This is a genomic window from Stutzerimonas stutzeri (genome assembly GCF_024448695.1).
Classification (GTDB): domain Bacteria; phylum Pseudomonadota; class Gammaproteobacteria; order Pseudomonadales; family Pseudomonadaceae; genus Stutzerimonas; species Stutzerimonas stutzeri_T.
This window is the reverse complement of sequence record NZ_JAMOHY010000001.1, coordinates 307197-328906: the sequence shown is the minus strand read 5'-3', so window position 1 is coordinate 328906 and position 21710 is coordinate 307197. Positions and strand designations below refer to the sequence as shown.

Sequence of the window (21710 nt, the reverse complement as noted above, 5' to 3'; positions counted from 1 at the left end):
GGATGTCCCAGCCGATCCCCCTGAAAGACCACGAAAAGGATGCCCAACTGGTGCGTCGGCGGGTAATCGTGGGCGCTCTGGTGGTGCTGATGATGCTTGCTGTGCTGATTGCGCGGATGTACTACCTGCAGGTGGTGCAGTATGAGCATCACTCGACGCTGTCGGAGAACAACCGTGTTCACGTGCAGCCCATTCCGCCCAATCGTGGGCTGATCTTCGACAGGGATGGGCGGATCATCGCCGATAACCGTCCCAGCTTCAGCCTGACCGTGACCCGCGAACGTGCCGGAGACTGGCGCAAGACGCTGGATACGGTGGTCGAGGTGCTGCAGTTGTCTGCCGAGGAGCGCGAGCTGTTCGAGAAACGTGTGCTGCAGGGGCGTCGCCCCTTCGAGCCGGTACCGATCATGTACGAACTGTCGGAGGAGCAGATTGCCCGTGTCGCGGTCGATCAATTCCGGCTGCCAGGGGTTGAGGTCGCGGCACAGTTGGTCCGCCACTATCCGCAGGGTGAGCATTTCGCACATTCGGTCGGCTATGTCGGGCGCATCAACGAGGCCGAGCTCAAGCAGCTCGATTCGGTCAATTACAGCGGCACGCACCACATCGGCAAGACCGGTATCGAGAAGTTCTACGAGGACTCGCTGCATGGCCGGGTGGGCTACGAAGAGGTCGAGACCAATGCTCGCGGTCGCGTGCTGCGCGTGCTCAAGCGTACCGATCCGGTTCCGGGCAAGGACCTGACGCTGACCCTCGATCTGGATCTGCAGGAGGCTGCCGAAGCCGCGCTTGGCGGGCGTCGTGGCGCGGTCGTGGCCTTGCAGCCGGCCACCGGCGAGGTGCTGGCGATGGTGAGTCAGCCGAGCTTCAACCCCAACCTGTTCGTCACCGGCATCAGCTTCAAGGCCTATGGCGAACTGCGCGACTCCATCGACCGCCCACTGTTCAATCGTGTGCTGCGCGGCCTGTACCCACCGGGCTCGACCATCAAGCCGATGATGGCAGTGGCGGGTCTTGATACCGGTGTGGTCACCGAAAAGAGCAAGGTGTTCGATCCGGGGTTCTTTCAGTTGCCGAACGTGAAGCACAAGTATCGCAACTGGAACCGGGGCGGCGATGGCTGGGTCGACCTGGAACTGGCCATCGCCCGCTCCAATGACACCTACTTTTACGACATGGCCCACAAGATGGGCATCGACCGGATGCATGACTACATGACGCGCTTCGGCATCGGTCAGCGGGTATCGCTGGACATGTTCGAGGAAACTGCCGGCCTGATGCCCTCGCGCGACTGGAAACGCGCGCGTTATCGCCAGGCCTGGTATCCGGGTGAAACGGTGATTCTCGGCATCGGTCAGGGCTACATGCAGACCACGCCGCTGCAGCTGGCCCAGGCCACGGCGCTGATGGCTACCCAGGGCAAGTGGATCCGGCCTCATCTGGCGAGGCGCATCGAGGGTGAGTTGCCTGTCGATCCGCAGCCGCTGCCGGATATCGAGCTGCGCGACCCGCGCTACTGGGATGCTGCCATCAACGGCATGGAGCAGGTGATGCATGGCGCCCGCGGCACGGCGAGGAAGGTCGGTGATGCGTCGCTCTATCGCATTGCCGGCAAGAGTGGCACGGCGCAGGTGGTGGCGATCAAGCAGGGCGAGCGTTACGACAGCGGCAAGCTCAATGAGCGCCATCGCGACCATGCGCTGTTCGTCGCCTTCGCGCCCGTACACGATCCGCAGATTGCCGTGGCGGTGATGGTCGAGAACGGCGAGTCCGGCTCCGGGGTTGCTGCGCCAGTGGCCAAGCTGGTGATGGATGCCTGGTTGCTCGACGAATTCGGGCAGCTGAAGGCCGAGTACGCGCTACCCCTGAGCGCCGAGGCGGGCAGACCATGAGCGGAACCTTCGACCGAACGCTTTCGAGCACCGATGTGATGCGCCGCCGCGCCACACTGCTGCAGCGCCTGCATATCGATGGTCTGTTGCTGTTGCTGTTGTTGTTACTGGCGACCGGCAGCCTGTTCATTCTCTATTCGGCAGGCGGCAAGAACTGGGACATGCTGATCAAGCAGGCCACCTCCTTTGGTATCGGCCTGGCGGCCATGTTGGTCATTGCCCAGTTCGAGCCACGCTTCATGGCGCGCTGGGTGCCGCTCGGCTATCTGGCGGTGGTGGCGCTGTTGGTCGCGGTGGAGTTCGTCGGCTACACGGCGATGGGCGCGACCCGCTGGATCAACATTCCGGGGGTGATTCGCTTCCAACCGTCGGAATTCATGAAAATCATCATGCCGATGACCATTGCCTGGTACCTGTCTACCCGGGTGCTGCCGCCCGGCATCAAGCACACCGTTATCAGCCTGTGTCTGATCGTCGTGCCGTTCGTGCTGATCCTCAAACAGCCGGATCTGGGCACTGCACTGCTGGTTCTGGTATCAGGGGCCTTCGTAGTGTTCATCGCTGGCCTGCGCTGGCGCTGGGTGTTCGGGGCAATGGCGGCGCTGGTGCCGATTGCCGTGGGGATGTGGTATTTCGTCCTCCACAACTACCAGAAACAGCGCGTGCTGACCTTTCTCGACCCGGAAAGCGATCCGCTTGGCTCCGGCTGGAACATCATCCAGTCCAAGGCTGCAATCGGTTCGGGCGGCGTGTTCGGCAAGGGCTGGCTGCTGGGCACCCAGTCTCATCTGGATTTTTTGCCGGAAAGCCATACGGACTTTATCATTGCCGTCCTGGCCGAGGAGTTCGGCCTGGTGGGGGTCTGCCTGCTGCTGCTGGTCTATCTGCTGTTGATTGCGCGTGGCCTGATCATCACGGTCCAGGCGCAGACGCTGTTCGGCAAACTGCTTGCCGGGGCGCTGACCATGACATTTTCCGTTTATGTTTTCATCAATATCGGTATGGTCAGCGGGCTGCTGCCGGTTGTGGGGGTGCCGCTGCCCTTTATCAGTTTTGGCGGAACGTCATTGGTGACCCTGCTGGCGGGGTTCGGGGTTTTGATGTCGATCCACACCCATCGCAAGTGGATCGCACAGGTTTAGAGTGAATGTCTTGAAATCATTACGTAATGCTCGGTTGACGCGCGTGCTCTGCGGCGTGGGACTTATGGGTGTGCTCGCCGGCAACCAGGCGGTAGGCGCTGCCGACTATGAAGGCGAAAAGGTCGCTGAGTTCGTTCTCGAAATGAGCCAGGATTATGGCTTTGTCAGTGAGCAGCTGGTCGAACTGCTGGCCCAGGCGGAGCGCAAGCAGGGCATTCTCGATGCGATTTCGCGCCCGGCTGAGCGGGTCAAGCCCTGGAAGGAGTATCGGCCCATCTTTCTGACCGACTCGCGTGTGGCCCAGGGTGTCGATTTCTGGCGCGAGAACGAAGCCGCACTGGCGCGTGCCGAGGCCGACTTTGGCGTACCCGCTGAAGTGATCGTCTCGATCATCGGCGTGGAAACCTTCTATGGCCGCAACACCGGCAGCCACCGGGTCATCGATGCGCTGGCCACCCTGGGCTTCGATTACCCCCCGCGTCAGCCGTTCTTTCGCCAGCAGCTCAAGGAGTTTCTGTTGCTGACGCGTGAAGAGCAGGTCGATCCGCTGACGCTTACCGGCTCCTACGCGGGTGCCATGGGGCTGCCGCAGTTCATGCCGAGCAGCTTCCGCGCCTATGCGGTGGACTTCGATGATGACGGTCGCATCGACATCTGGAAGAACCCGGTGGATGCCATCGGCAGCGCCGCCAACTATTTCAAGGAGCATGGCTGGAAAGCCGGCGAACCGGTGGTTGCGCAAGCCACGGTAAAGGGCGAGCGCCATGCTGAAGGCCTTACCCAAGGGCTGGAGCCGGTTCTGAAGGCCGCCGAGCTGCGCGAGCTGGGCTGGCATAGCGACGACGCCATCGCCGACGACACAGCCGTGACCGCCTTCCGTCTGGAAGGGGCCGAGGGAGATGAATACTGGATCGGCCTGCCGAACTTCTATGTCATCACGCGCTACAACCGCAGCGTCATGTATGCCATGGCGGTGCATCAGCTCGCCGGGCAGCTCGCCGAAGCCAAGGGGGCGCAATGACTCGTCTGCAGGCAAGGCTGTTGGGGCTGATGGTGGCCATTGCGCTGGTTGCCGGCTGTTCATCCAAGCCGCCTTCGTCACCCCCTGCGGTGGTCAAGGGCGGGGGGATCAGTGGTCCGGAAAACTATTCGCGGCCACACCAGGATGGGGCGCCCTGGTGGGGCGTGGATGTCTCGGCGATTCCTGATGCGGTGCCGACACCCCACTTCGGTCCGTTCAAGGCTAGCCCCTACAAAGTGCTGGGCAAGACCTACTACCCGATTGGCGATGGCCGCAATTATCGGGAAACCGGTACGGCGTCCTGGTATGGCACCAAGTTTCACGGTCAGCCGACCGCCAATGGCGAGAAGTACGATCTGTACGGCATGAGCGCCGCGCACAAGACCCTGCCGCTGCCCAGCTATGTCCGGGTGACCAATATCGACAACAGCAAGACCGTCGTGCTGCGGGTCAATGATCGTGGCCCGTTCTACTCGGATCGCATCATCGACCTGTCCTTCGCCGCCGCGAAAAAGCTGGGCTTTGCCGAGTCGGGGACGGCACGGGTCAAGGTCGAGGGGATCGATCCTGTGCAGTGGTGGGCCGACCGGGGTCAGCAGCCGCCGATGGTTTTGGCACAACCGCAAAAGGTAGCCAGCCAGGTTGCCGTTAGTACGCTTGCACAGCCGGTCGAGAATTACACGCCACCACCAGCTCAGCATGCCGGTGCTACGCTACCGGTTGAAGTCGGTAATGGCGATGGCGCTGTCGCTTCCGGGCTGTTTCTGCAGGTCGGCGCATTCGCCAACCCGGATGCCGCCCAACTGCTGCGCGACAAGCTCAGCAGCATGACGGTCGCACCGGTATTCGTCAGCTCGGTGGTTCATCGCGAGCAGGTGTTGCACCGGGTTCGCCTCGGCCCCATCGGCTCCCTGGATGAGGCCGAGCAGATCGAGCAGAACGTGCGTCTCGCCAACCTAGGTCAGCCCCGGCGGGTGCGAGGCGACTGATGTGCCGTCCGTCAGACCCGTGACACCGATTCTGTTTTGCCCATACCCATTTTCGAGAGAGCAATGACTATCACAACCTTCGTGCACCGCCTGTTTCTTCTTTTTCTGCTGACGGTGGCGCCGGTCGCGCTGGCCCAGCCGATCATTCCTTCGGCGCCGCAACTGGCGGCGAAATCCTACGTGCTGATGGATGCCGCCAGCGGCAAGGTACTGGTGGAAAACGCCGGCGACGAACGCCTGCCACCTGCCAGCCTGACCAAGCTGATGACCGCCTATATTGCCACCCTGGAAATCCAGAAGGGCAAGATTGCCGAGAGCGACATGGTCACCGTCAGTGAAAAGGCCTGGCGTACCGGTGGTTCGCGAATGTTCATCCAGGTCAACACCCAGGTATCGGTTGACGACCTGCTGCACGGCATCATCATCCAGTCAGGCAACGATGCCAGCGTGGCCATGGCCGAATACATCGCCGGCAGCGAGGAAGCTTTCGCCGACCTGATGAACGCAGCCGCACAGCGGCTGGGCATGACCAATACCAATTTCGTCAATTCCACCGGCCTTCCGCACCCTGAGCACTACTCTTCGGCGTCCGACATGGCCAAGCTGGCCCGCGCGATCATCTACGAAGACCCGGCGCACTACGGCATCTATGCACAGAAGGAATTCCTCTGGAACAACATCAAGCAGCCCAACCGCAACCTGCTGTTGTGGCGTGACAAGACAGTCGATGGCCTTAAAACCGGGCATACCGAAGAGGCGGGCTTCTGCCTGGTGGCCTCGGCAGTGCGCGATGGCATGCGTCTGATCAGCGTGGTGTTCGGTACCGACAGCGAGCAGGCGCGCGCGGCCGAGACGCAAAAGCTGCTGACCTATGGTTTCCGCTTCTTTGAAACACGCACCTTCTACCAGCAGGGCGTCGAGCTGGCCAAATCCCGTGTCTGGAAAGGCCAGCAGGATCAGGTCAGTGCCGGTCTGGCGAAAGACCTGACCCTGACGGTACCCCGTGGCCAGCTGGACAAGCTGCAGGCCGGGATGACGTTGAATCCCGAGCTGACTGCACCCATCCAGCAGGGTGACGTGATCGGCAAGGTAGAGGTCAGCCTCAACGATCAAGTGCTGCAGAGCACCGATCTGATTGCCCTGCACGCGGTTGAAGAGGGTGGGCTGTTCCGCCGCTTTTGGGATAGCATTCGACTGTTCTTCTTCAACATCTTCAACTGACAACCCCTTGCGCGCGACTTGGCCACCCCGCCAGGACGCGCTTGCGGATCACGAGTCCGTCATAGCCATGAACGAAAGCACAAGCGATACACAGGCACCAAAAATCGAATTCCCCTGCGAACGCTACCCGATCAAGGTGATTGGCCAAGCGGGAGAGGGTTTCCATGAGGCAGTGGTCGAGGTCATCCGTCGGCATGCCCCCGGTTTCGATGAAACCACACTGGTGACGCGCGATAGCCGCAACGGGCGTTTCCTCTCCGTCCAGGTGCTGATCACTGCGACCGGAGTCGAACAGCTGCAGGCGATTCACGTTGATCTGCGTGCAACCGGGCGCGTGCAAATGGTGCTCTGATGAGCGCCAAAACCCTGCTCCTGCCGCCCATGCGGAATGCCTTCGGAGGCGGCGTGCTGGGCGTGCGCGATCTCGGTCTGACCGAATACGAGCCCGCCTGGCAGGCCATGCAGCGCTTTACCAACACGCGCGGGCCGGATACCGATGACGAAATCTGGCTGTTGCAGCACCTGCCGGTGTTCACTCAGGGGCAGGCCGGCAAGGCCGAACACCTGTTGCTGCCCGGTGACATTCCGGTGGTGCAGGCTGACCGTGGTGGTCAGGTGACCTATCACGGACCGGGCCAGCTGGTGTGCTACCTGCTGCTGGATGTAAGACGCCTGGGGCTTGGCGTGCGCGAACTGGTCAGCCGCATCGAGCAGAGCCTGATTGATCTGTTGGCGACCTATGGTGTCCAGGCCCAGGCCAGGCCGGATGCCCCCGGTGTTTACGTCGATGGAGCGAAGATTGCCTCGCTGGGTCTGCGCATCCGCAACGGTCGCTCGTTTCACGGGCTGGCGCTGAATGTGGATATGGATCTTGAGCCCTTCCGGCGCATCAACCCCTGCGGCTACGCCGGCATGACCATGACGCAGGTGGCCGATTTGGTCGCTGGGCCGATAGCGCTTTCCGAAGTCAGTGCCCGCCTGCGTGAACAGCTGGTCAAGCACCTCGGCTATGCGCAGCAGCAGACGCTGACGGGCGCAATAGATTACTAAGGGGCATGGCGGATATGAAACGCCTGCCTCTAGCAGGCGTTATTCAGCCCGATCACCCAGTAGCCTGGATTAGCCGAAGGCGTAATCCGGATTTTCAGTTCAGATTGAGGGTCGGAATCAGGCTGCTGTCAAACGGCTGGCCCGGCACTGGCACCGGGGCGGCCAGGCCCAGGTTGTTCTTCTCGAACACCCGGTCGGCTCGGTAGCTGGAGCGCACCAGTGGGCCGGCGGCGACTTCCATAAAGCCCTTTGCCAGACCGATATCGCGCAAACGGTTGAATTCTTCCGGGCTGACCCAGCGCTTGACCGGTATGTGGTTGCGGGTCGGCTGCAGGTACTGGCCGAGGGTGAGGATGTCCACGCCGATGGCGCGCAGGTCATCCATGGTCTGCAGCACTTCTTCGTCGCTTTCGCCCAAGCCCAGCATCAGGCTGGTCTTGGTCAGCATCTCGGGGCGATGACGCTTGGCGTGCTCCAGCACACGCAGGGTCTTTTCGTAGCCGGCGCGAGGGTCGCGCACTTCATGGGTCAGGCGTTTAACCGTCTCGACGTTCTGCGCGAAGACTTCCAGACCAGAGTCTGCAACGCGTTCGATGGCGCGCAGGTCGCCGTCGAAGTCGGGAGTCAGAGCCTCCACTACCACCTGCGGGGTGCGCTCCTTGATGGCGCGCACACAGGCCGCGTAGTGTGCGGCACCGCCGTCGTCCAGATCGTCGCGATCCACTGAGGTCAGCACGATATAGCGCAGCGCCATGAGCTCCACCGACTTGGCGGTGTTCTGTGGCTCCTCCTGATCCAGCCAGCCGTTGGGATTGCCGGTATCCACCGCGCAGAAGCGGCACGCGCGGGTGCACACCGAGCCCATCAGCATGATGGTGGCGGTACCGTTGGACCAGCATTCGCCCATGTTCGGGCAGTGGGATTCCTGGCATACGGTGCTCAGGCGGTGCTCGCCGACATTGCGCTTGACCGCCTCGAAGCGGCTGCCGCTGGGTGCCTTGACCCGCAGCCACTTGGGCTTGGGTTCAAACACCTGGGGTTCGCTTGAGGCGCGGCGCTTCTGTCCGTCCTTGATTGCAACAATGCCCTCAGTGGTGCGGAATTTTTCGCCGCTGGCAACGGTTTTGGACTGGGAGGTATCGGACATCGGCTTTCTGGGCTCCGCTAGAGGCTCCGTGGACGAGGCGGCTTTTGGCCGCCGTGCAGTTTATCACAGGCGCTGAGCATTCAGTCCGACGCGCAGTGAGGTCCGGCCATGTGTGCTATGGGTTGGTCCGCAGGCGTCCCAATAGCTCCTGCGTCGGATGGCCGTCGGCAGGCCAGCCCAGCTGCTGCTGAAAGCCCCGGATGGCGCTGCGCGTGTTGGCGCCAATGATTCCGTCGGGGGTGCCCGGATCGAAGCCTCTGGCAGTCAGGCGCTCCTGCAGTTCCAGCCGTTCGGAGCGGCTTAACGGCTGCTCCCCCACAGGCCAGCTGGCGCGAACCTTGCCTGCGCCGTCGAAACGCTCGGAGAGCAGGCCGATGGCCAGTGCGTAGGAGGATGAGTTGTTGTAGCGCAGGATGGTGCGGAAGTTCTCCAGGATCAGGAACGCCGGGCCGCGGTGGCCGGCGGGCAACAGCAGGCTGGCGTTTGCTTCCTGCCCGCCGGCTGGCAGTCCCTGCAGGCCCATGCGCCGCCATTCGGCCAGTGGCTTGCGGATGCTGCTGTCGGCCAGTGCGTAGTCGAATCCCTTCGGCAGAGCGACCTCGAAGCCCCAGGGCTGTCCCGTCTTCCAGCCGGAAGACTGCAGGTAGTGGGCCGCCGAGGCCAGCGCATCCGCAGAACTGTTCCAGATGTTGCGCCGGCCATCACCGTCGAAATCCACGGCATAGGTGTTATAGGTGGTGGGGATGAACTGGGTCTGACCCATGGCGCCGGCCCAGGAGCCGCGCAGATTGTCGGGTGAAACGTCGCCGCGTTCCAGAATGTCCAGCGCAGCCAGCAACTGGCTCTTGGCGAAGCCAGGGCGGCGTCCTTCATGAGCCAGTGTGGCCAGTGAGCGGATCACCGACTTGTCGCCCATGATCTTGCCGAAGTTGCTTTCCAATCCCCAGATGGCTACCAGCGTATTGCGGTCGACCCCATAGCGCGCCTCGATGGCCGTCAGGGTTGACGCGTGCTGGTTCAGCAGGCGCTTGCCGCCACTCACGCGCTGCGCTGCGAGTGCGCCTTCCAGGTATTGCCAGACCGGGCGGGTGAATTCCGGCTGGCTGCGATCAGCGGTAATGATGCTTGGATCGGGCGTGACGCCGGCAAAGGCGCGGTCGAACAGTTCTGCCGGTACGCCGGCCTGCAGGGCTTCTACGCGAAAGGCGTCGCGCCACTGGGCGAAGCTCTGTTGCGGCACGTCGGCTTCGGTGACTGGGGCCGCACTATCCGCAGCCTGACGCGCCATGTGCTGCGTGTTGGTGTTCGGCGTGGTTTGGGCAAGGGGCTCGGTGGCGCAGGCAGCCATGATGCTCAGGGCTGAAGCGGCAATCAGGATTCTTGGCAGTAAAACGGGGACGAAGGTGTAAAGCATGCACCACTTCTCGACAGGTCATCGGTGGCTGACATTAGCACGCTTTGAATGGCTTGGCTTTTCAAGCTGCCAGAAGGAGTGAAGCCCCCCAGTGGTCGGACTGGGAGGCTTCGCGGCGATAGCTGCCTTTGCCTTTTTTCGGTTGCTCCTGGCGGCTGCGGAACAGGGGTTGCGCCACCAGTGATTTGGCCTTGTTCGACCGTTTCTGGCTCTTTGCCATGTGCTCGTCCTCTGGGGTTGGAGTTGGGCGCATCATAGGCGTTGTGCAAAAAATGTCCAGAGGGTAGGCGCACCCGGATAGGAGCCTTGTGCTGGCTGGCATAAGACCTAAGGTGTTCGGTCTGCTGCGCTAAAGGCCGATCCGCCGTCCGCTCAATTGCAGGCAGAGGTTGCTCAGGCCGATCCAGGGGTCGCCTGCGGCCTGCCCCTTGATCTGTTCGTCGATGACTTGTGCGCTGCTCAACAGCCGTTGCCAGCCGGCGAGGTCGTGGCGTTGCAGCGCCTTGCTGACCAGCGGGCGACGTTTGTCCCAGATGGGGGGGCGGGCCTGGCTGAATGCGCGGTCAAGGGGGGTGCCCTGATTGTACAGCTGGGCGATATTGGCCAGTTGGCGTACTTCGCGAGCTACAGCCCAAAGAATCACTGGCGCTTCCACACCTTCACCGCGCAGGCCGTCGAGCATCCGCAGGACGTGCTCGGGCTGACCCAGCAGCGCCGCATCAATCAGGCCGAAGACATCGTAGCGCGCGCTGTCGGCGACAGCCGCCTGGACGGTTTCAGTGGTGACCTGACCCGCTTCGGCGAGAAGTTTGAGTTTCTCGATTTCCTGTGCGGCGGCCAGCAGGTTTCCTTCGACCCGGGCAGCAATCAGCTCTACGGCTTCCTGATCGGCAGCCAGCCCGGCCTGTGACAGGCGCTGGCGAATCCATTGGGGCAGCTGCGCGGCGTCTACCGGCCAGATTTGCAGGAATTGCACCTGCTTCCCATCAATCAGTGCCTTGGCCCATTTGGTTTTCTGGGTATTGCCGTCGAGCTTCGGCAGGCTGATCAGCAGCACGGTGTCTTCGGCGGGCCGTGCCAAATAGTCGAGCAGCGCGGCGGCGCCCTTGTCGCCGGGCTTGCCAGTAGGCATGCGCAGCTCAAGCAGGCGCCTTTCTGCAAACAGCGAAAGGTTGGCACCGGCTTCGACGAGCTGGCCCCAGTCAAAGCCGGTTTCGACATTGAGTACCTGGCGTTCGCTGAAGTCCTGCTGCCGGCAGGCGCTGCGAATGGCGTCGCAGGCTTCCTGGCACAGCAGATGCTCATCGCCGCTGACCACGTAGACAGGCGCGAGCGGACCTTGCAGGTGTTTGCCGAGCTGGGCGTGGGCGAGTTTCATGGTCGAGAGATAATCGGGAGCCGCGAGGACTCCCGATGCGTCACTGGACTGGCAGTTCGATGGGTGACTGCTGGGGTTGCGAGCCCAGCTCGCGCTGCTGTGCTTCGATGGCTTCGGCCTCGGCACGCTGACGGGCTTCGGCGGTCTGCTGCAGCTGGTCGAGCTGCGCCGGAGTGATGTTGCCGATGCGCATGCTCAGCTGCTGAAGCAGCTCGCGGCGCATTTCTGAGCGCAGCTGGGTGGCTTCTTGGTCGGAGCCGATCAGGTTGCTGCTGTCGTGTACGTAGACTTTCTGTACCTCGACGCTGTCTTTCAGCAGCACGGTGTTCTGCGGGCCGCGGAACTGGAAGTCGAGGACGCTGGTCAGCTCGTATTCGGCACTGCGCGCCGAGCTGGTATAGCTGGCCGTGCGCTGGCGGGTCTGCTCGCGGACCAGATCCAGGGTGTAGCGTGCGCCAGAGTGGACCCGTACGCCGCTGCCCTTGAGCAACTCTTCGAGTTGCCTGACCGTATCGCCATGGCTGTTGCGCGCCTGCAGGTTGAGTTCCTCAAGGGCAAAGCTGTCTGTGCCGGTGCCGCGAAGCTGGAATCCGCAGGCGCTGAGCAGCAGCGCCAGACCGACCACCATTAGATTGCGTTTGATCATCCTGTTATCCCCTTGCCAGCCCCGGCGCTGTGCGCCACGGCAAATCAGTTTGCGACGATATTGACCAACTTGCCCGGTACCACGATGACCTTGCGGATCGTCAGACCTTCGGTGAAGCGCACCACGTTCTCGTTGGCGCGTGCACTGGCCTCGACTTCTTCGCGTGAGGCGCTGGCCGGCACTTCGATCTGGCCGCGCAGCTTGCCGTTGACCTGTACCACCAGTGTCAGGCTGTCTTGGACCAGTGCGGTTTCATCCACGGCAGGCCAGGCTGCGTCGATGATTGCGCCGGTTTTACCCAGCTGCTGCCAGAGTTCGTGGCTGATATGCGGGGTGATCGGCGCCAGCAGCAGGGCGACTGTTTCCAGACCTTCCTGTAGCAGCGCGCGGTCCTGATCGCTGGCTGTCGCGGCCTTTTCCAGCACGTTCATCAAGGTCATTACCTGGGCGATGGCGGTGTTGAATTTGTGATGCTGACCGACATCGACGCTGGCCTGGCGGATGGCCAGGTGAATGGCGCGGCGCACGGCTTTCTGTGCGTCGCTCAGGCTGGAGATATCCAGTACGCCCGGCAGGCCTGCACTGACATGGCTGTGAGCCAGGCGCCAGACCCGACGCAGGAAACGGCTCGCGCCCTCGACGCCGGAGTCGGACCATTCCAGGCTCATGTCCGGCGGCGAGGCGAACATCATGAACAGACGGCAGGTGTCGGCGCCGTACTGATCGATCATTGCCTGTGGGTCGACGCCGTTGTTCTTCGACTTGGACATCTTTTCGGTGCCGCCGATTTCCACCGGCAGGCCGTCGCTGGCGAGTTTGGCGCCGATGATCTTGGCCTTGGCGTCACGCTCGACAATGACATCCGCCGGGTTGAACCAGTCCTTGCCGCCGTTGGGCAGCGTGCGGTAGTAGGTGTCGGCTATGACCATGCCCTGGGTCAGCAGGTTCTTGAACGGCTCGTTGGAACTGACCAGGCCCTCGTCGCGCATCAGCTTGTGGAAGAAGCGCGCGTACAGCAGGTGCAGGATGGCGTGTTCAATACCGCCGATGTACTGGTCCACCGGCAGCCAATGGTTGGCGGCTTTTGGATCGACCATGCCCTGATCGTAGTTTGGCGAGGCGTAGCGGGCGAAGTACCAGGACGACTCGACGAAGGTGTCCATGGTGTCGGTTTCACGCCGGGCCGGCTTGCCGCAGCTGGGGCAGCTGCATTGGTAGAACTCGGGCATGCGGGCCAGCGGCGAGCCGGCGCCGTCGGGTACCACGTCTTCCGGCAGTTTGACCGGCAGCTGGTCTTCCGGCACAGGGACGTCGCCACAGCTTTCGCAGTGGATGATCGGGATCGGGCAGCCCCAGTAGCGCTGGCGGCTGATGCCCCAGTCGCGCAGGCGGAACTGGGTGCGCGCCTGGCCGAGGCCCTTTTTCTGCAGGGCAACTTCCATGGCGTCGAAGGCGCCGTCGAAATCCAGACCGTCGAACACGCCGGAGTTGATCAGTTCGCCGTGCTCGCCATAGGCATCCTGCCAAGGCGCTGGCGTTTCGTCGCCAGCGCTGGTGCGCACCACCGGTTTGATCGGCAGGCTGTACTTGCTGGCGAACTCGAAGTCGCGCTCATCGTGCGCCGGTACGGCCATGACTGCGCCTTCGCCGTAGCCCATCAGCACGTAGTTGGCGACCCACACCGGCAGCAGTTCGCCGGTCAGCGGATGCTGTACGCGCAGCGCCGTGGCAAGGCCTTTCTTTTCCTGGGTGGCGATGTCAGCTTCGGCCACGCCGCCGCGCTTGCATTCGTCGATGAACGCCTGCAACTCGGGGTTGTTCTGTGCGGCGAGCGTCGCCAGCGGATGCTCGGCGGCCACGGCGACATAGGTGGCGCCCATCAGGGTGTCGGGGCGGGTGGTGAAGACCTTCATCACGCCTTCGCTGCCGATGCTTGCCACGTCGTAGGGGAAGGCGATCTCCATGCCGCGCGACTTGCCGATCCAGTTGCGCTGCATGGTCTTGACCTGTTCGGGCCAACCGTCCAGCTCGTCCAGACTCTCCAGCAATTCATCCGCGTAGGCGGTGATCTTGAAGTAATACATGGGAATTTCGCGCTTTTCGATCAGCGCGCCGGAACGCCAGCCACGGCCATCGATGACCTGCTCGTTGGCCAGTACGGTCTGATCGACCGGGTCCCAGTTGACGGTACCGTTCTTGCGGTAGATCACGCCCTTCTTGTACAGACGGGTGAACAGCCACTGTTCCCAACGGTAGTAATCGGGCTTGCAGGTGGTGACTTCGCGCGTCCAGTCCACGGCCAGGCCCAGGCTTTGCAGCTGGGTCTTCATGTACTGGATGTTCTCGTAGGTCCATTTGGCCGGCGCCACCTGGTTCTTCATCGCGGCGTTTTCCGCCGGCATGCCGAACGCATCCCAGCCCATCGGCTGCAGGACGTTCTTGCCGAGCATGCGCTGGTAGCGGGCGATCACGTCACCGATGGTGTAGTTGCGCACGTGCCCCATGTGCAGCTTGCCGCTGGGGTAGGGGAACATCGACAGGCAATAGAAGGTGTCCTTGCCGGGCTGTTCGCTTACTTCAAAGGATTTCTGCGAGTCCCATTGGGACTGCGCGGCGGCTTCGATTTCACGGGGTCGATACTGTTCGTGCATGGCTACTGGCATAGGAGGAAGTGGCTGGCTGTCCGCGAAGCAGTGACGGGTTGCGTCATGCCGGCTCGGCTGACAACACTGGCACTGCGGGCTGGATGCGGACGCCTGGAAGCCACGTAGCATACATGACCCCCCTTGATCGAGGGAAACCCGATTTGCCGTGCGCCCCGTTTGTCGCAGACGGCCTGGTCGCCTGAGCCTGAGCTACGCTTGTGATGGGGGCGGGACGAACAAAGAGGTGAATCATGGCTAAAGAGCACCAGGCAGATGAGGGCAACCTGTATGGGCGCGTGCTGCAACGGTTGACGCTGGCACTGGAGGAAGCAGAGCGTACGGCGAGCGCAGACGGGGACACTGGTAGCGAGTTGGAAGTCGGCGGGCTGACGCCGGCAGAGTTTGAGTTGATTCGGGCGTATCTGCAGCAGGATGCGCAATGGTTGTCGGGCTGGCATGCGGCCGCCGAAGAGCAGGCGCAGATGGAGCGTCAGGCTGCGAGACCCACGCTGCGCGCCGTGCGCCAGCATCCCGGCAAGGCGTGCAAACAGGCTCCCCTTGCGCTTAAGCAGGTGCTCAACTGTGCGATCTGTGGCGCCACGGTGAGCTGGCCGGACATCGCCGGCCCGGCTGCCTGCACGTCCTGCGGGTCGCAACTTCTGCGCGCACGGCAACGCTTGCATACCTACCCTAAACACTGATGGCTATTTGATTGCACGTAACAGCTGCATGTTGAATGCCTTGGAGAGTAGAGTTGCGGCTACCGCCACGCAGGAGCCGTGCATGCCGATTCGCTACTTCTTCAAACAGCTGATATTGCCGCCTGGCGGCCTGTTGTTGCTGCTGCTTGCCGCCTGGTGGCTGCGGCGACGTGCGCCCCGGTTGGCAGCACTCTGCTTTGTGCTGGGCTTTGGCGGACTGTGGTTGATGAGCTTGCCGGTTACGGTGCAGTGGGCTGCACGGGCGCTGGAAAGCGAGTCGGCGCTTGCGCGCACGCAATGGAGTGATCTGAACAAGGATGCGCAGGCGATTGTGGTACTTGGTGCCGGTCGTGAGCAGGCCGATCCGGGCTGGGGTTCGGACCAGCCCAGCCACATCGCCCTTGAGCGGTTGCGCTATGCAGCGCGCCTGGCCAGGACCTCGGGGCTGCCGATCCTGGCCAGCGGCGGCTTGCACTATGGCAAGCCGCCGAGTGAGGCCCTTTTGGCGGCGGAAGTCCTGCAGCGGGATTTCGATACCACCGTGCGCTGGCTTGAAGAGCGCAGCCGCACCACTTGGGAGAATGCCGTGTACAGCGCTGAAATGCTCAAGGCTGCCGGTATCCAGCGGATCGTGCTGGTGACGTCCGCAGCGCACATGCCGCGTTCGCGCTGGAGCTTCGAGCAGCACGGCCTTGAGGTGATCGCCGCGCCTGTGGGCTTTCTCGGCGTCCCTCACGGACGGCCCTTCGGCGGCTGGCTGCCGGAGACCAAGGCCGTCTGGCAGAGCGGCGTGCTGCTCAACGAGGCGGCGGGGTTGCTGGTTTATCCGTTGCTGTATTCGGCGCGGGAGGGGTAGGGCGACAACCGTTCGATTGGCAGCTGTGTGGATACGGCTCACTAATCCATCGTGACCCCGCTCGGTGGACCGGTGAAGCGTGGTCCACCCTACGACACGCGCCGACTCCGTAGGGTGGATGTCGCTTTTTACATCCGCCAACCCCGCTTGGTGGGCCGGGAGCGGCATAAACCAACGCTCAACGTACGGTGTTCTTTCGCCGCCATAGCGCCCAGCCCAGCAGTACCGTGCACAGCACGATCAGCGGCCATGAACGCCATTGCAGAAAGGGCGTCAGGCCCTGCATGGGCGTGACTTCGCCGTAGAGCACAGCTTGCTCGAACGCGGGAATCCGTTCGGTGATGCGCCCCTGAGGATCGATCAGCACGGTGACGCCGTTGTTGGTGGCGCGGATCATCCAGCGACCGGCCTCCAGTGCGCGCATCTGCGCCATCTGCAGATGCTGCAGCGGGCCGATGGAGCGTCCGAACCAGGCGTCGTTGCTGACGGTGAGCAGGATGTCGCTCTGCGCGGCGAGGCTGGCGGCGAACTCCGGATAGACCACCTCGTAGCAGATGAAAGGGGCGATGCTGTAGCCCTTGGCCTGCAACAGCGACTGCCCCGGTTCGCCACGGGCGAAATCGGACATGGGCAAATCAAAGAAGGCAATCAGCCCACGCAGCAGCTCCTGCAAGGGCACATATTCGCCAAAGGGCACCAGCTTCTGCTTGAGGTAGGTGCCCTGGGCATCCCCTGCGGTGGTCAGGCCGTTGTAGTAACGCAATTCGCCGTCGGCGTTCGGCTGGCGCACCGGTATGCCGGTAATCAGCGCCGACTGCCGATCCTCGGCGAAGCGGCTCATCATGTTCAGGTAGCCTTCGGCGTGGTCCTTTAGGATCGGTACCGCCGTTTCCGGCCAGATGATGAGGTCGGCAGGGCGGCTGCGAAAGGTCATGTCGCGGTAAAGCAGCAGCTGCATTTCCAGCTTTTGCGGGTCCCATTTGAGGCTCTGGGCGACGTTGCCTTGCATGGCCGCAACACTGATGGGTTCGGCCTTGGGGGTGGTCCAGGCATGCTGGCCGAGACCCAGTGCGCCGCTCCAGAGTGCAATCAGAACCACCAGGGCAGTACCCAGCGCGGGTTTGTGCGGCAGCAGGCGTGGCAGCTGGATGAGCAGGGCTGCGCTCAGCACGATCACAAAACTCAGCAGCCAGACGCCACCCAGCGGCGCGAGCGCTGCCAGCGGGCCTTCGAGCTGGCTGTAACCGACGTACAGCCAGGGAAAACCGGTCAGCACCCAGCCGCGCAGTGCGTCCAGGGCAAGCCAGAGTGCGGCGAAGGCCAGCGCATCGAGCAGGGGTGCGTGCGTCTGGCGCAGCCAGCGTGCCCAGATCCAGCCCAGCAGGGCGAAGAACAGTGCAAGACCGGCGACGAAACCCAGCGTCAGCGCGCCTGCAAGCAACGGCGGTGCGGCGCCGAAGTCATGGATGCTGACATACACCCAGCTGACGCCTGAGCTGAACAGACCGAAGCCATAGCACCAGCCACGGCCTGCGGCCTGCTTCGCAGCAGGTTCGCGCAGGCCGAGATAGAGCAGCCCGACCGAAATCAGGGCCAGCGGCCAGAGATCGAAGGGCGCCAGCGAAAGGGTGGTCAGGGCGCCGGCGACCAACGCCAGCAGATTGCCCGGCCAGCCGGTGCGGGTGATCCAGTGCATCGGGGCTCCAGGCTGCTAGCGACTTTCCGCCGTGCGCGTGATTCGTAACATATGCACCCGACGGCTGTCGGCATTGAGAACCCGGAAGCGGAAACGGTCTATTTCCACCACCTCGTTGCGCTTGGGCAGATGGCCGAAGCTGTTCATGACCAGGCCGGCCACCGTGTCGAATTCTTCATCGGGGAATTCGCTCTGGAAAAACTCGTTGAAGCTGTCGATGGGCGTCAGCGCCTTGACCAGAAAATCACCGCTGGGCAGCGGGCGAATGTAGCTGTCTTCCTCGATGTCGTGCTCGTCCTCGATATCGCCGACGATCTGCTCCAGCACGTCCTCAATGGTCACCAGACCGGCGACGCCGCCGTACTCATCGATGACAATGGCCATGTGGCTGTGGTTGGCGCGGAACTCGCGCAGCAGCACATTGAGGCGTTTGGATTCGGGTACGAAGGTTGCCGGACGCAACAGGTCCTTGATGTCGAAATTGGGCTGTTCGCCCTGCAAGATCAGCGGCAGCAGATCCTTGGCCAGCAGCACGCCGATCACCTCGTCCAGGCTGTCGCCAACGACCGGGTAGCGCGAATGCGCGGCGGAAATGATCGCCGGCAGAAACTCCTTTGGTGACTGGTCGGCCCTGATGCTCATCACTTGCGAGCGCGGCACCATGATGTCGCGTACCTGCAGGTCGGCGACCTGGATGGCACCCTCGACGATGGCCAGGGCTTCGGTGTCGAGCAGTTTGTTGTGATGCGCACCGCGCAGAATTTCCAGCAACTCGTCACGGGTTTTCGGCTCATGGACAAAAGCCTGGGTGATTTTTTCCAACCACGACTTCTGCCCGCTGCTCGATCGATCTTCGCTCATGTCTTTGACTCAATGGTCCCTTGTAGATGCCCCAGTGGGCTATTCGTCGGCGTAGGGGTCGGGGTGACCCAATTCAGCCAACAGTTGACGTTCGAGGCTTTCCATTTCTTCGGCTTCATCGTCATCGATGTGGTCGTAGCCGAGCAGGTGCAGGCAGCCGTGGATCACCAGATGCGCCCAGTGTGCCTGCAGCGCCTTGGCCTGTTCGAGGGCTTCACGCTCGACCACCGGCACGCAGATGACCAGATCGCCGAGCAGCGGTATGTCGAGTAAGCCTTCGGGTACATCGGCAGGAAACGACAGCACATTGGTGGCGTAATCCTTCTGCCGCCAGGTGCGATTCAGCTCGCGGCCTTCGGCCTCGTCGACCAGACGGATGGTCAGCTCGGAATCGGCACTGCGCTGGCGTAGCGCCAGTTCGCACCAGCGGCGCAGTTGCGCCTCGGTGGGTATCGCACCGTCGCTGGCGCATTGCAGATCGAGTTCAATCACGGGGTTGCCTGCTCGGCTGCTTGTCTTCGAAGGCCTCGTAGGCTTCGACGATGCGCTGCACCAGCGGATGGCGCACCACGTCCTTCGAGTCGAAGTGGGTGAAGCTGATGCCGTTGACGTCCTTGAGCACATCGATCACATGCGCCAGGCCGGACTTGGTACCGCGCGGCAGGTCGACCTGGGTAATGTCGCCAGTGATAACCGCGGTGGAACCGAAGCCGATCCGGGTGAGGAACATCTTCATCTGTTCCAGCGTGGTGTTCTGGCTTTCATCAAGGATGATGAAGCTGTTGTTCAGGGTGCGCCCGCGCATATAGGCCAGCGGGGCGATCTCGATCACTTGCTTCTCGATCAGCCGGGCGACCTGCTCGAAGCCGAGCATTTCATAGAGTGCGTCATACAGCGGGCGCAGGTAGGGGTCGATCTTCTGCGCCAGGTCGCCGGGTAGGAAACCAAGCTTCTCGCCAGCTTCCACGGCAGGACGCACCAGCAGGATGCGGCGGATCTGTTCGCGTTCCAGCGCATCGACGGCGCAGGCGACGGCAAGATACGTCTTGCCGGTGCCGGCCGGGCCGATGCCGAAATTGATGTCGTTATCGAGGATCGACTGCACGTAGCGCTGCTGGTTGGCGCCGCGCGGGCGAATGTTGCCCTTGCGGGTGCGCAGGGAAATGTTCGGCGTGGTGGAGGGGTTGAACATCTCCTCCATGCCCGACTCCTGCAGAAACAGGTGAATCAGGTCCGGCGACAGCTCTGTGCTTTTGGTCTCGCGGTACAGGCGACGCAGCAGGCTTTCGGCGGATTTGGCGACATCGCCAGGGCCAACCAGCTCGAACTGGTTGCCGCGGTTGCGAATTTCCAGGTTCAGACGTTGTTCGATCAGCCTCAGGTGCTCGTCGAATTGGCCGCAGAGATTGGCGAAGCGGTTCGCTTCAAAGGGTTCGAGGGTAAAACGTAGCGGTTCGGTTGGGGCGTTCAAGGGCTTTTGATTGACCGTGCTCGGCAAATAAGGAACTGAAGAATAGCGCTGTAGACGAAAAAAAGCAGCGCAAAGCAATAAAGCAGCTGAAGGGCATTCCGGTAGAGCCGAATTTATTCGCCGAGTGCGTGGCCGAACACGTTCGGCCCCACTGGCTTAGCCGATCAGCGTCCCGCGCAGCGAATGCGGCAGCGCGTCGTCGATGTGGACATCGACGAACTGGCCGATCAGGCGTGGGTTGTCGCAGCGGAAGTTGACGATACGGTTGTGCTCTGTACGGCCCTGGAGCATGCCGGGATCCTTCTTCGAGTAGTCCGTGACGAGAATGCGCTGGGTGGTGCCCGCCATTCGCCGGCTGTGCTCGAAACCCTGCTGGTTGATGCGTTGTTGCAGGACGGCCAGACGCTGCTTCTTCACCTCATCCGGGGTGTCGTCGACCAGATCTGCAGCCGGCGTGCCGGGGCGTGAGCTGTAGACGAAGGAGTAGGAGAAATCGAAGCCAATATCTTCGATCAGCTTCATGGTCTGCTCGAAGTCCTTGTCGGTCTCGCCGGGGAAGCCGACGATGAAGTCCGAGCTGATCAGAATCTCCGGCACCGCTGCCTTGAGTTTGCGGATGCGTGATTTGTATTCCAGCGCCGTGTGGTTGCGCTTCATGCCGGCCAGTACGCGGTCCGAGCCGGATTGCACGGGCAGGTGCAGGTACTTCACCAGTTCCGGCACTTCGGCGTGGGCCTGGATCAGGGCGTCGGAAAACTCCAGCGGGTGGCTGGTGGTGTAGCGGATGCGGTCGATGCCGTCGATGGCGGCCACCACGCGAATCAGTTCAGCCAGGTCAGCGGTGCGCCCGTCGTGGGTCGCGCCGCGATAGCCGTTGACGTTCTGCCCCAGCAGCGTGACTTCGCGCACACCATGCTCGGCCAGGTGGATGACCTCGGCCAATACGTCATCGAAAGGACGGCTGACTTCTTCGCCACGGGTGTAGGGCACCACACAGAACGTGCAGTATTTGCTGCAACCTTCCATGACCGAGACGTAGGCCGTGGGGCCGTCGACGCGCGGTTCCGGCAGGCGGTCGAATTTCTCGATTTCCGGGAAGGAAATATCCACCTGTGGCTGCTGGGTGGTGCGTGCCGCGTCGATCATCTCCGGCAGGCGATGCAGGGTCTGCGGGCCGAATACCACGTCTACATAGGGCGCGCGGTCACGGATCGCCGCGCCTTCCTGGCTCGCCACGCAACCACCGACGCCGATGACCAGATCGGGATTGTCCTGTTTCAATTCACGCCAGCGACCCAGCTGGGAGAAGACTTTCTCCTGTGCTTTCTCGCGAATCGAACAGGTGTTGAGCAGAATCACGTCGGCCTCGGCCGGATTGGTGGTGATTTCGAGCGGTTGCTGCTCACTCAGCAGATCCACCATGCGCGAGCTGTCGTACTCGTTCATCTGGCAGCCGTGGGTTTCGATGTAGAGCTTGCGGGTCATGTGACGGGCCGGCGTTGTGCAAAAAATGACCGGCGATTATAGGCCCAGGAAGGGGGAGAGAAAAGCGCAAGGCGGGAAAGCCGAAAAAAGCTGAA

At 62.4% G+C, this 21710-nt stretch carries 20 protein-coding genes; 9 read left to right on the top strand and 11 right to left on the bottom strand.

Going from position 1 to position 21710, the window contains the following annotated elements; genetic code table 11:
* Nucleotides 1-2: 2 nt before the first annotated feature.
* The 7 genes from mrdA (at nucleotide 3) to lipB (ending at nucleotide 7315) form a co-directional block, all read left to right on the top strand.
* Complete coding sequence (gene mrdA / locus NAV32_RS01600) at nucleotides 3-1892, top strand: penicillin-binding protein 2 (RefSeq protein ID WP_256051037.1); 1890 nt, start codon at nucleotides 3-5, stop codon at nucleotides 1890-1892.
* Nucleotides 1889-3034: a rod shape-determining protein RodA gene (gene rodA / locus NAV32_RS01595; protein ID WP_272890076.1), complete on the top strand. Its 1146-nt coding sequence runs from the start codon at nucleotides 1889-1891 to the stop codon at nucleotides 3032-3034. Before mrdA ends, rodA begins: the two co-directional genes overlap by 4 nt.
* A gap of 10 nt (nucleotides 3035-3044) precedes the next feature.
* Nucleotides 3045-4055 (top strand): lytic murein transglycosylase B, encoded by a 1011-nt coding sequence (gene mltB, locus NAV32_RS01590; RefSeq protein ID WP_256051036.1) that lies wholly within the window; start codon nucleotides 3045-3047, stop codon nucleotides 4053-4055.
* Nucleotides 4052-5044 (top strand): septal ring lytic transglycosylase RlpA family protein, encoded by a 993-nt coding sequence (locus NAV32_RS01585; RefSeq protein ID WP_256051035.1) that lies wholly within the window; start codon nucleotides 4052-4054, stop codon nucleotides 5042-5044. The genes mltB and NAV32_RS01585 overlap by 4 nt, the downstream gene beginning before the upstream one ends.
* A 63-nt stretch (nucleotides 5045-5107) precedes the next feature.
* Nucleotides 5108-6265 (top strand): D-alanyl-D-alanine carboxypeptidase family protein, encoded by a 1158-nt coding sequence (locus NAV32_RS01580; protein WP_256051034.1) that lies wholly within the window; start codon nucleotides 5108-5110, stop codon nucleotides 6263-6265.
* Nucleotides 6266-6332: 67 nt separating this feature from the next.
* Nucleotides 6333-6617, top strand: a complete 285-nt coding sequence (locus NAV32_RS01575; RefSeq protein ID WP_256051033.1) for a DUF493 domain-containing protein — start codon at nucleotides 6333-6335, stop codon at nucleotides 6615-6617.
* 29 nt (nucleotides 6618-6646) lie between these two features.
* The gene (lipB, locus tag NAV32_RS01570) at nucleotides 6647-7315 is read left to right on the top strand and encodes a lipoyl(octanoyl) transferase LipB (protein ID WP_256051148.1); all 669 of its coding nucleotides are present in this window, start codon (nucleotides 6647-6649) and stop codon (nucleotides 7313-7315) included.
* Nucleotides 7316-7409: 94 nt separating this feature from the next.
* Here lipB and lipA read toward each other — a convergent pair whose 3' ends face one another.
* From lipA to leuS, 6 genes are all read right to left on the bottom strand, one after another.
* A complete protein-coding gene (lipA, locus tag NAV32_RS01565) occupies nucleotides 7410-8462 on the bottom strand; it encodes a lipoyl synthase (protein WP_256051032.1) in 1053 nt (350 codons plus the stop codon).
* Nucleotides 8463-8577: 115 nt separating this feature from the next.
* Entirely contained in the window at nucleotides 8578-9876 is a 1299-nt protein-coding gene (locus NAV32_RS01560) for a lytic murein transglycosylase (protein WP_256051031.1), read from the bottom strand.
* Nucleotides 9877-9937: 61 nt separating this feature from the next.
* On the bottom strand, nucleotides 9938-10096 hold the full coding sequence (arfA, locus tag NAV32_RS01555; RefSeq protein ID WP_256051030.1) for an alternative ribosome rescue factor ArfA: 159 nt from the start codon (nucleotides 10094-10096) through the stop codon (nucleotides 9938-9940).
* 129 nt (nucleotides 10097-10225) lie between these two features.
* Nucleotides 10226-11254, bottom strand: a complete 1029-nt coding sequence (gene holA / locus NAV32_RS01550; protein WP_256051029.1) for a DNA polymerase III subunit delta — start codon at nucleotides 11252-11254, stop codon at nucleotides 10226-10228.
* A gap of 40 nt (nucleotides 11255-11294) precedes the next feature.
* Entirely contained in the window at nucleotides 11295-11900 is a 606-nt protein-coding gene (lptE, locus tag NAV32_RS01545) for an LPS assembly lipoprotein LptE (RefSeq protein ID WP_256051028.1), read from the bottom strand.
* A gap of 44 nt (nucleotides 11901-11944) precedes the next feature.
* A complete protein-coding gene (leuS, locus tag NAV32_RS01540) occupies nucleotides 11945-14551 on the bottom strand; it encodes a leucine--tRNA ligase (RefSeq protein WP_256051027.1) in 2607 nt (868 codons plus the stop codon).
* Between the two features lie 245 nt (nucleotides 14552-14796).
* Here leuS and NAV32_RS01535 point away from each other — a divergent pair, with 245 nt between their 5' ends.
* Nucleotides 14797-15246: a hypothetical protein gene (locus NAV32_RS01535; RefSeq protein WP_256051026.1), complete on the top strand. Its 450-nt coding sequence runs from the start codon at nucleotides 14797-14799 to the stop codon at nucleotides 15244-15246.
* An 82-nt stretch (nucleotides 15247-15328) separates the two neighbouring features.
* On the top strand, nucleotides 15329-16102 hold the full coding sequence (locus NAV32_RS01530) for a YdcF family protein (RefSeq protein WP_256051025.1): 774 nt from the start codon (nucleotides 15329-15331) through the stop codon (nucleotides 16100-16102).
* Nucleotides 16103-16280: 178 nt separating this feature from the next.
* Here the strand turns inward: NAV32_RS01530 and lnt are convergent, their stop codons facing one another.
* The 5 genes from lnt to miaB all read right to left on the bottom strand — a co-directional run bounded on the left by lnt (nucleotide 16281) and on the right by miaB (nucleotide 21615).
* Entirely contained in the window at nucleotides 16281-17798 is a 1518-nt protein-coding gene (gene lnt / locus NAV32_RS01525) for an apolipoprotein N-acyltransferase (protein ID WP_256051024.1), read from the bottom strand.
* 15 nt (nucleotides 17799-17813) lie between these two features.
* Nucleotides 17814-18659, bottom strand: a complete 846-nt coding sequence (locus NAV32_RS01520; RefSeq protein ID WP_256051023.1) for an HlyC/CorC family transporter — start codon at nucleotides 18657-18659, stop codon at nucleotides 17814-17816.
* A 39-nt stretch (nucleotides 18660-18698) separates the two neighbouring features.
* Complete coding sequence (gene ybeY, locus NAV32_RS01515) at nucleotides 18699-19151, bottom strand: rRNA maturation RNase YbeY (RefSeq protein ID WP_256051022.1); 453 nt, start codon at nucleotides 19149-19151, stop codon at nucleotides 18699-18701.
* Nucleotides 19144-20130 carry a PhoH family protein gene (locus NAV32_RS01510; RefSeq protein WP_256051021.1) on the bottom strand — a complete coding sequence of 329 codons (987 nt, stop codon included), beginning with the start codon at nucleotides 20128-20130 and terminating at the stop codon, nucleotides 19144-19146. Before NAV32_RS01510 ends, ybeY begins: the two co-directional genes overlap by 8 nt.
* 156 nt (nucleotides 20131-20286) lie before the next feature.
* Nucleotides 20287-21615 carry a tRNA (N6-isopentenyl adenosine(37)-C2)-methylthiotransferase MiaB gene (gene miaB / locus NAV32_RS01505; RefSeq protein ID WP_256051020.1) on the bottom strand — a complete coding sequence of 443 codons (1329 nt, stop codon included), beginning with the start codon at nucleotides 21613-21615 and terminating at the stop codon, nucleotides 20287-20289.
* Between the last annotated feature and the right edge of the window lie 95 nt (nucleotides 21616-21710).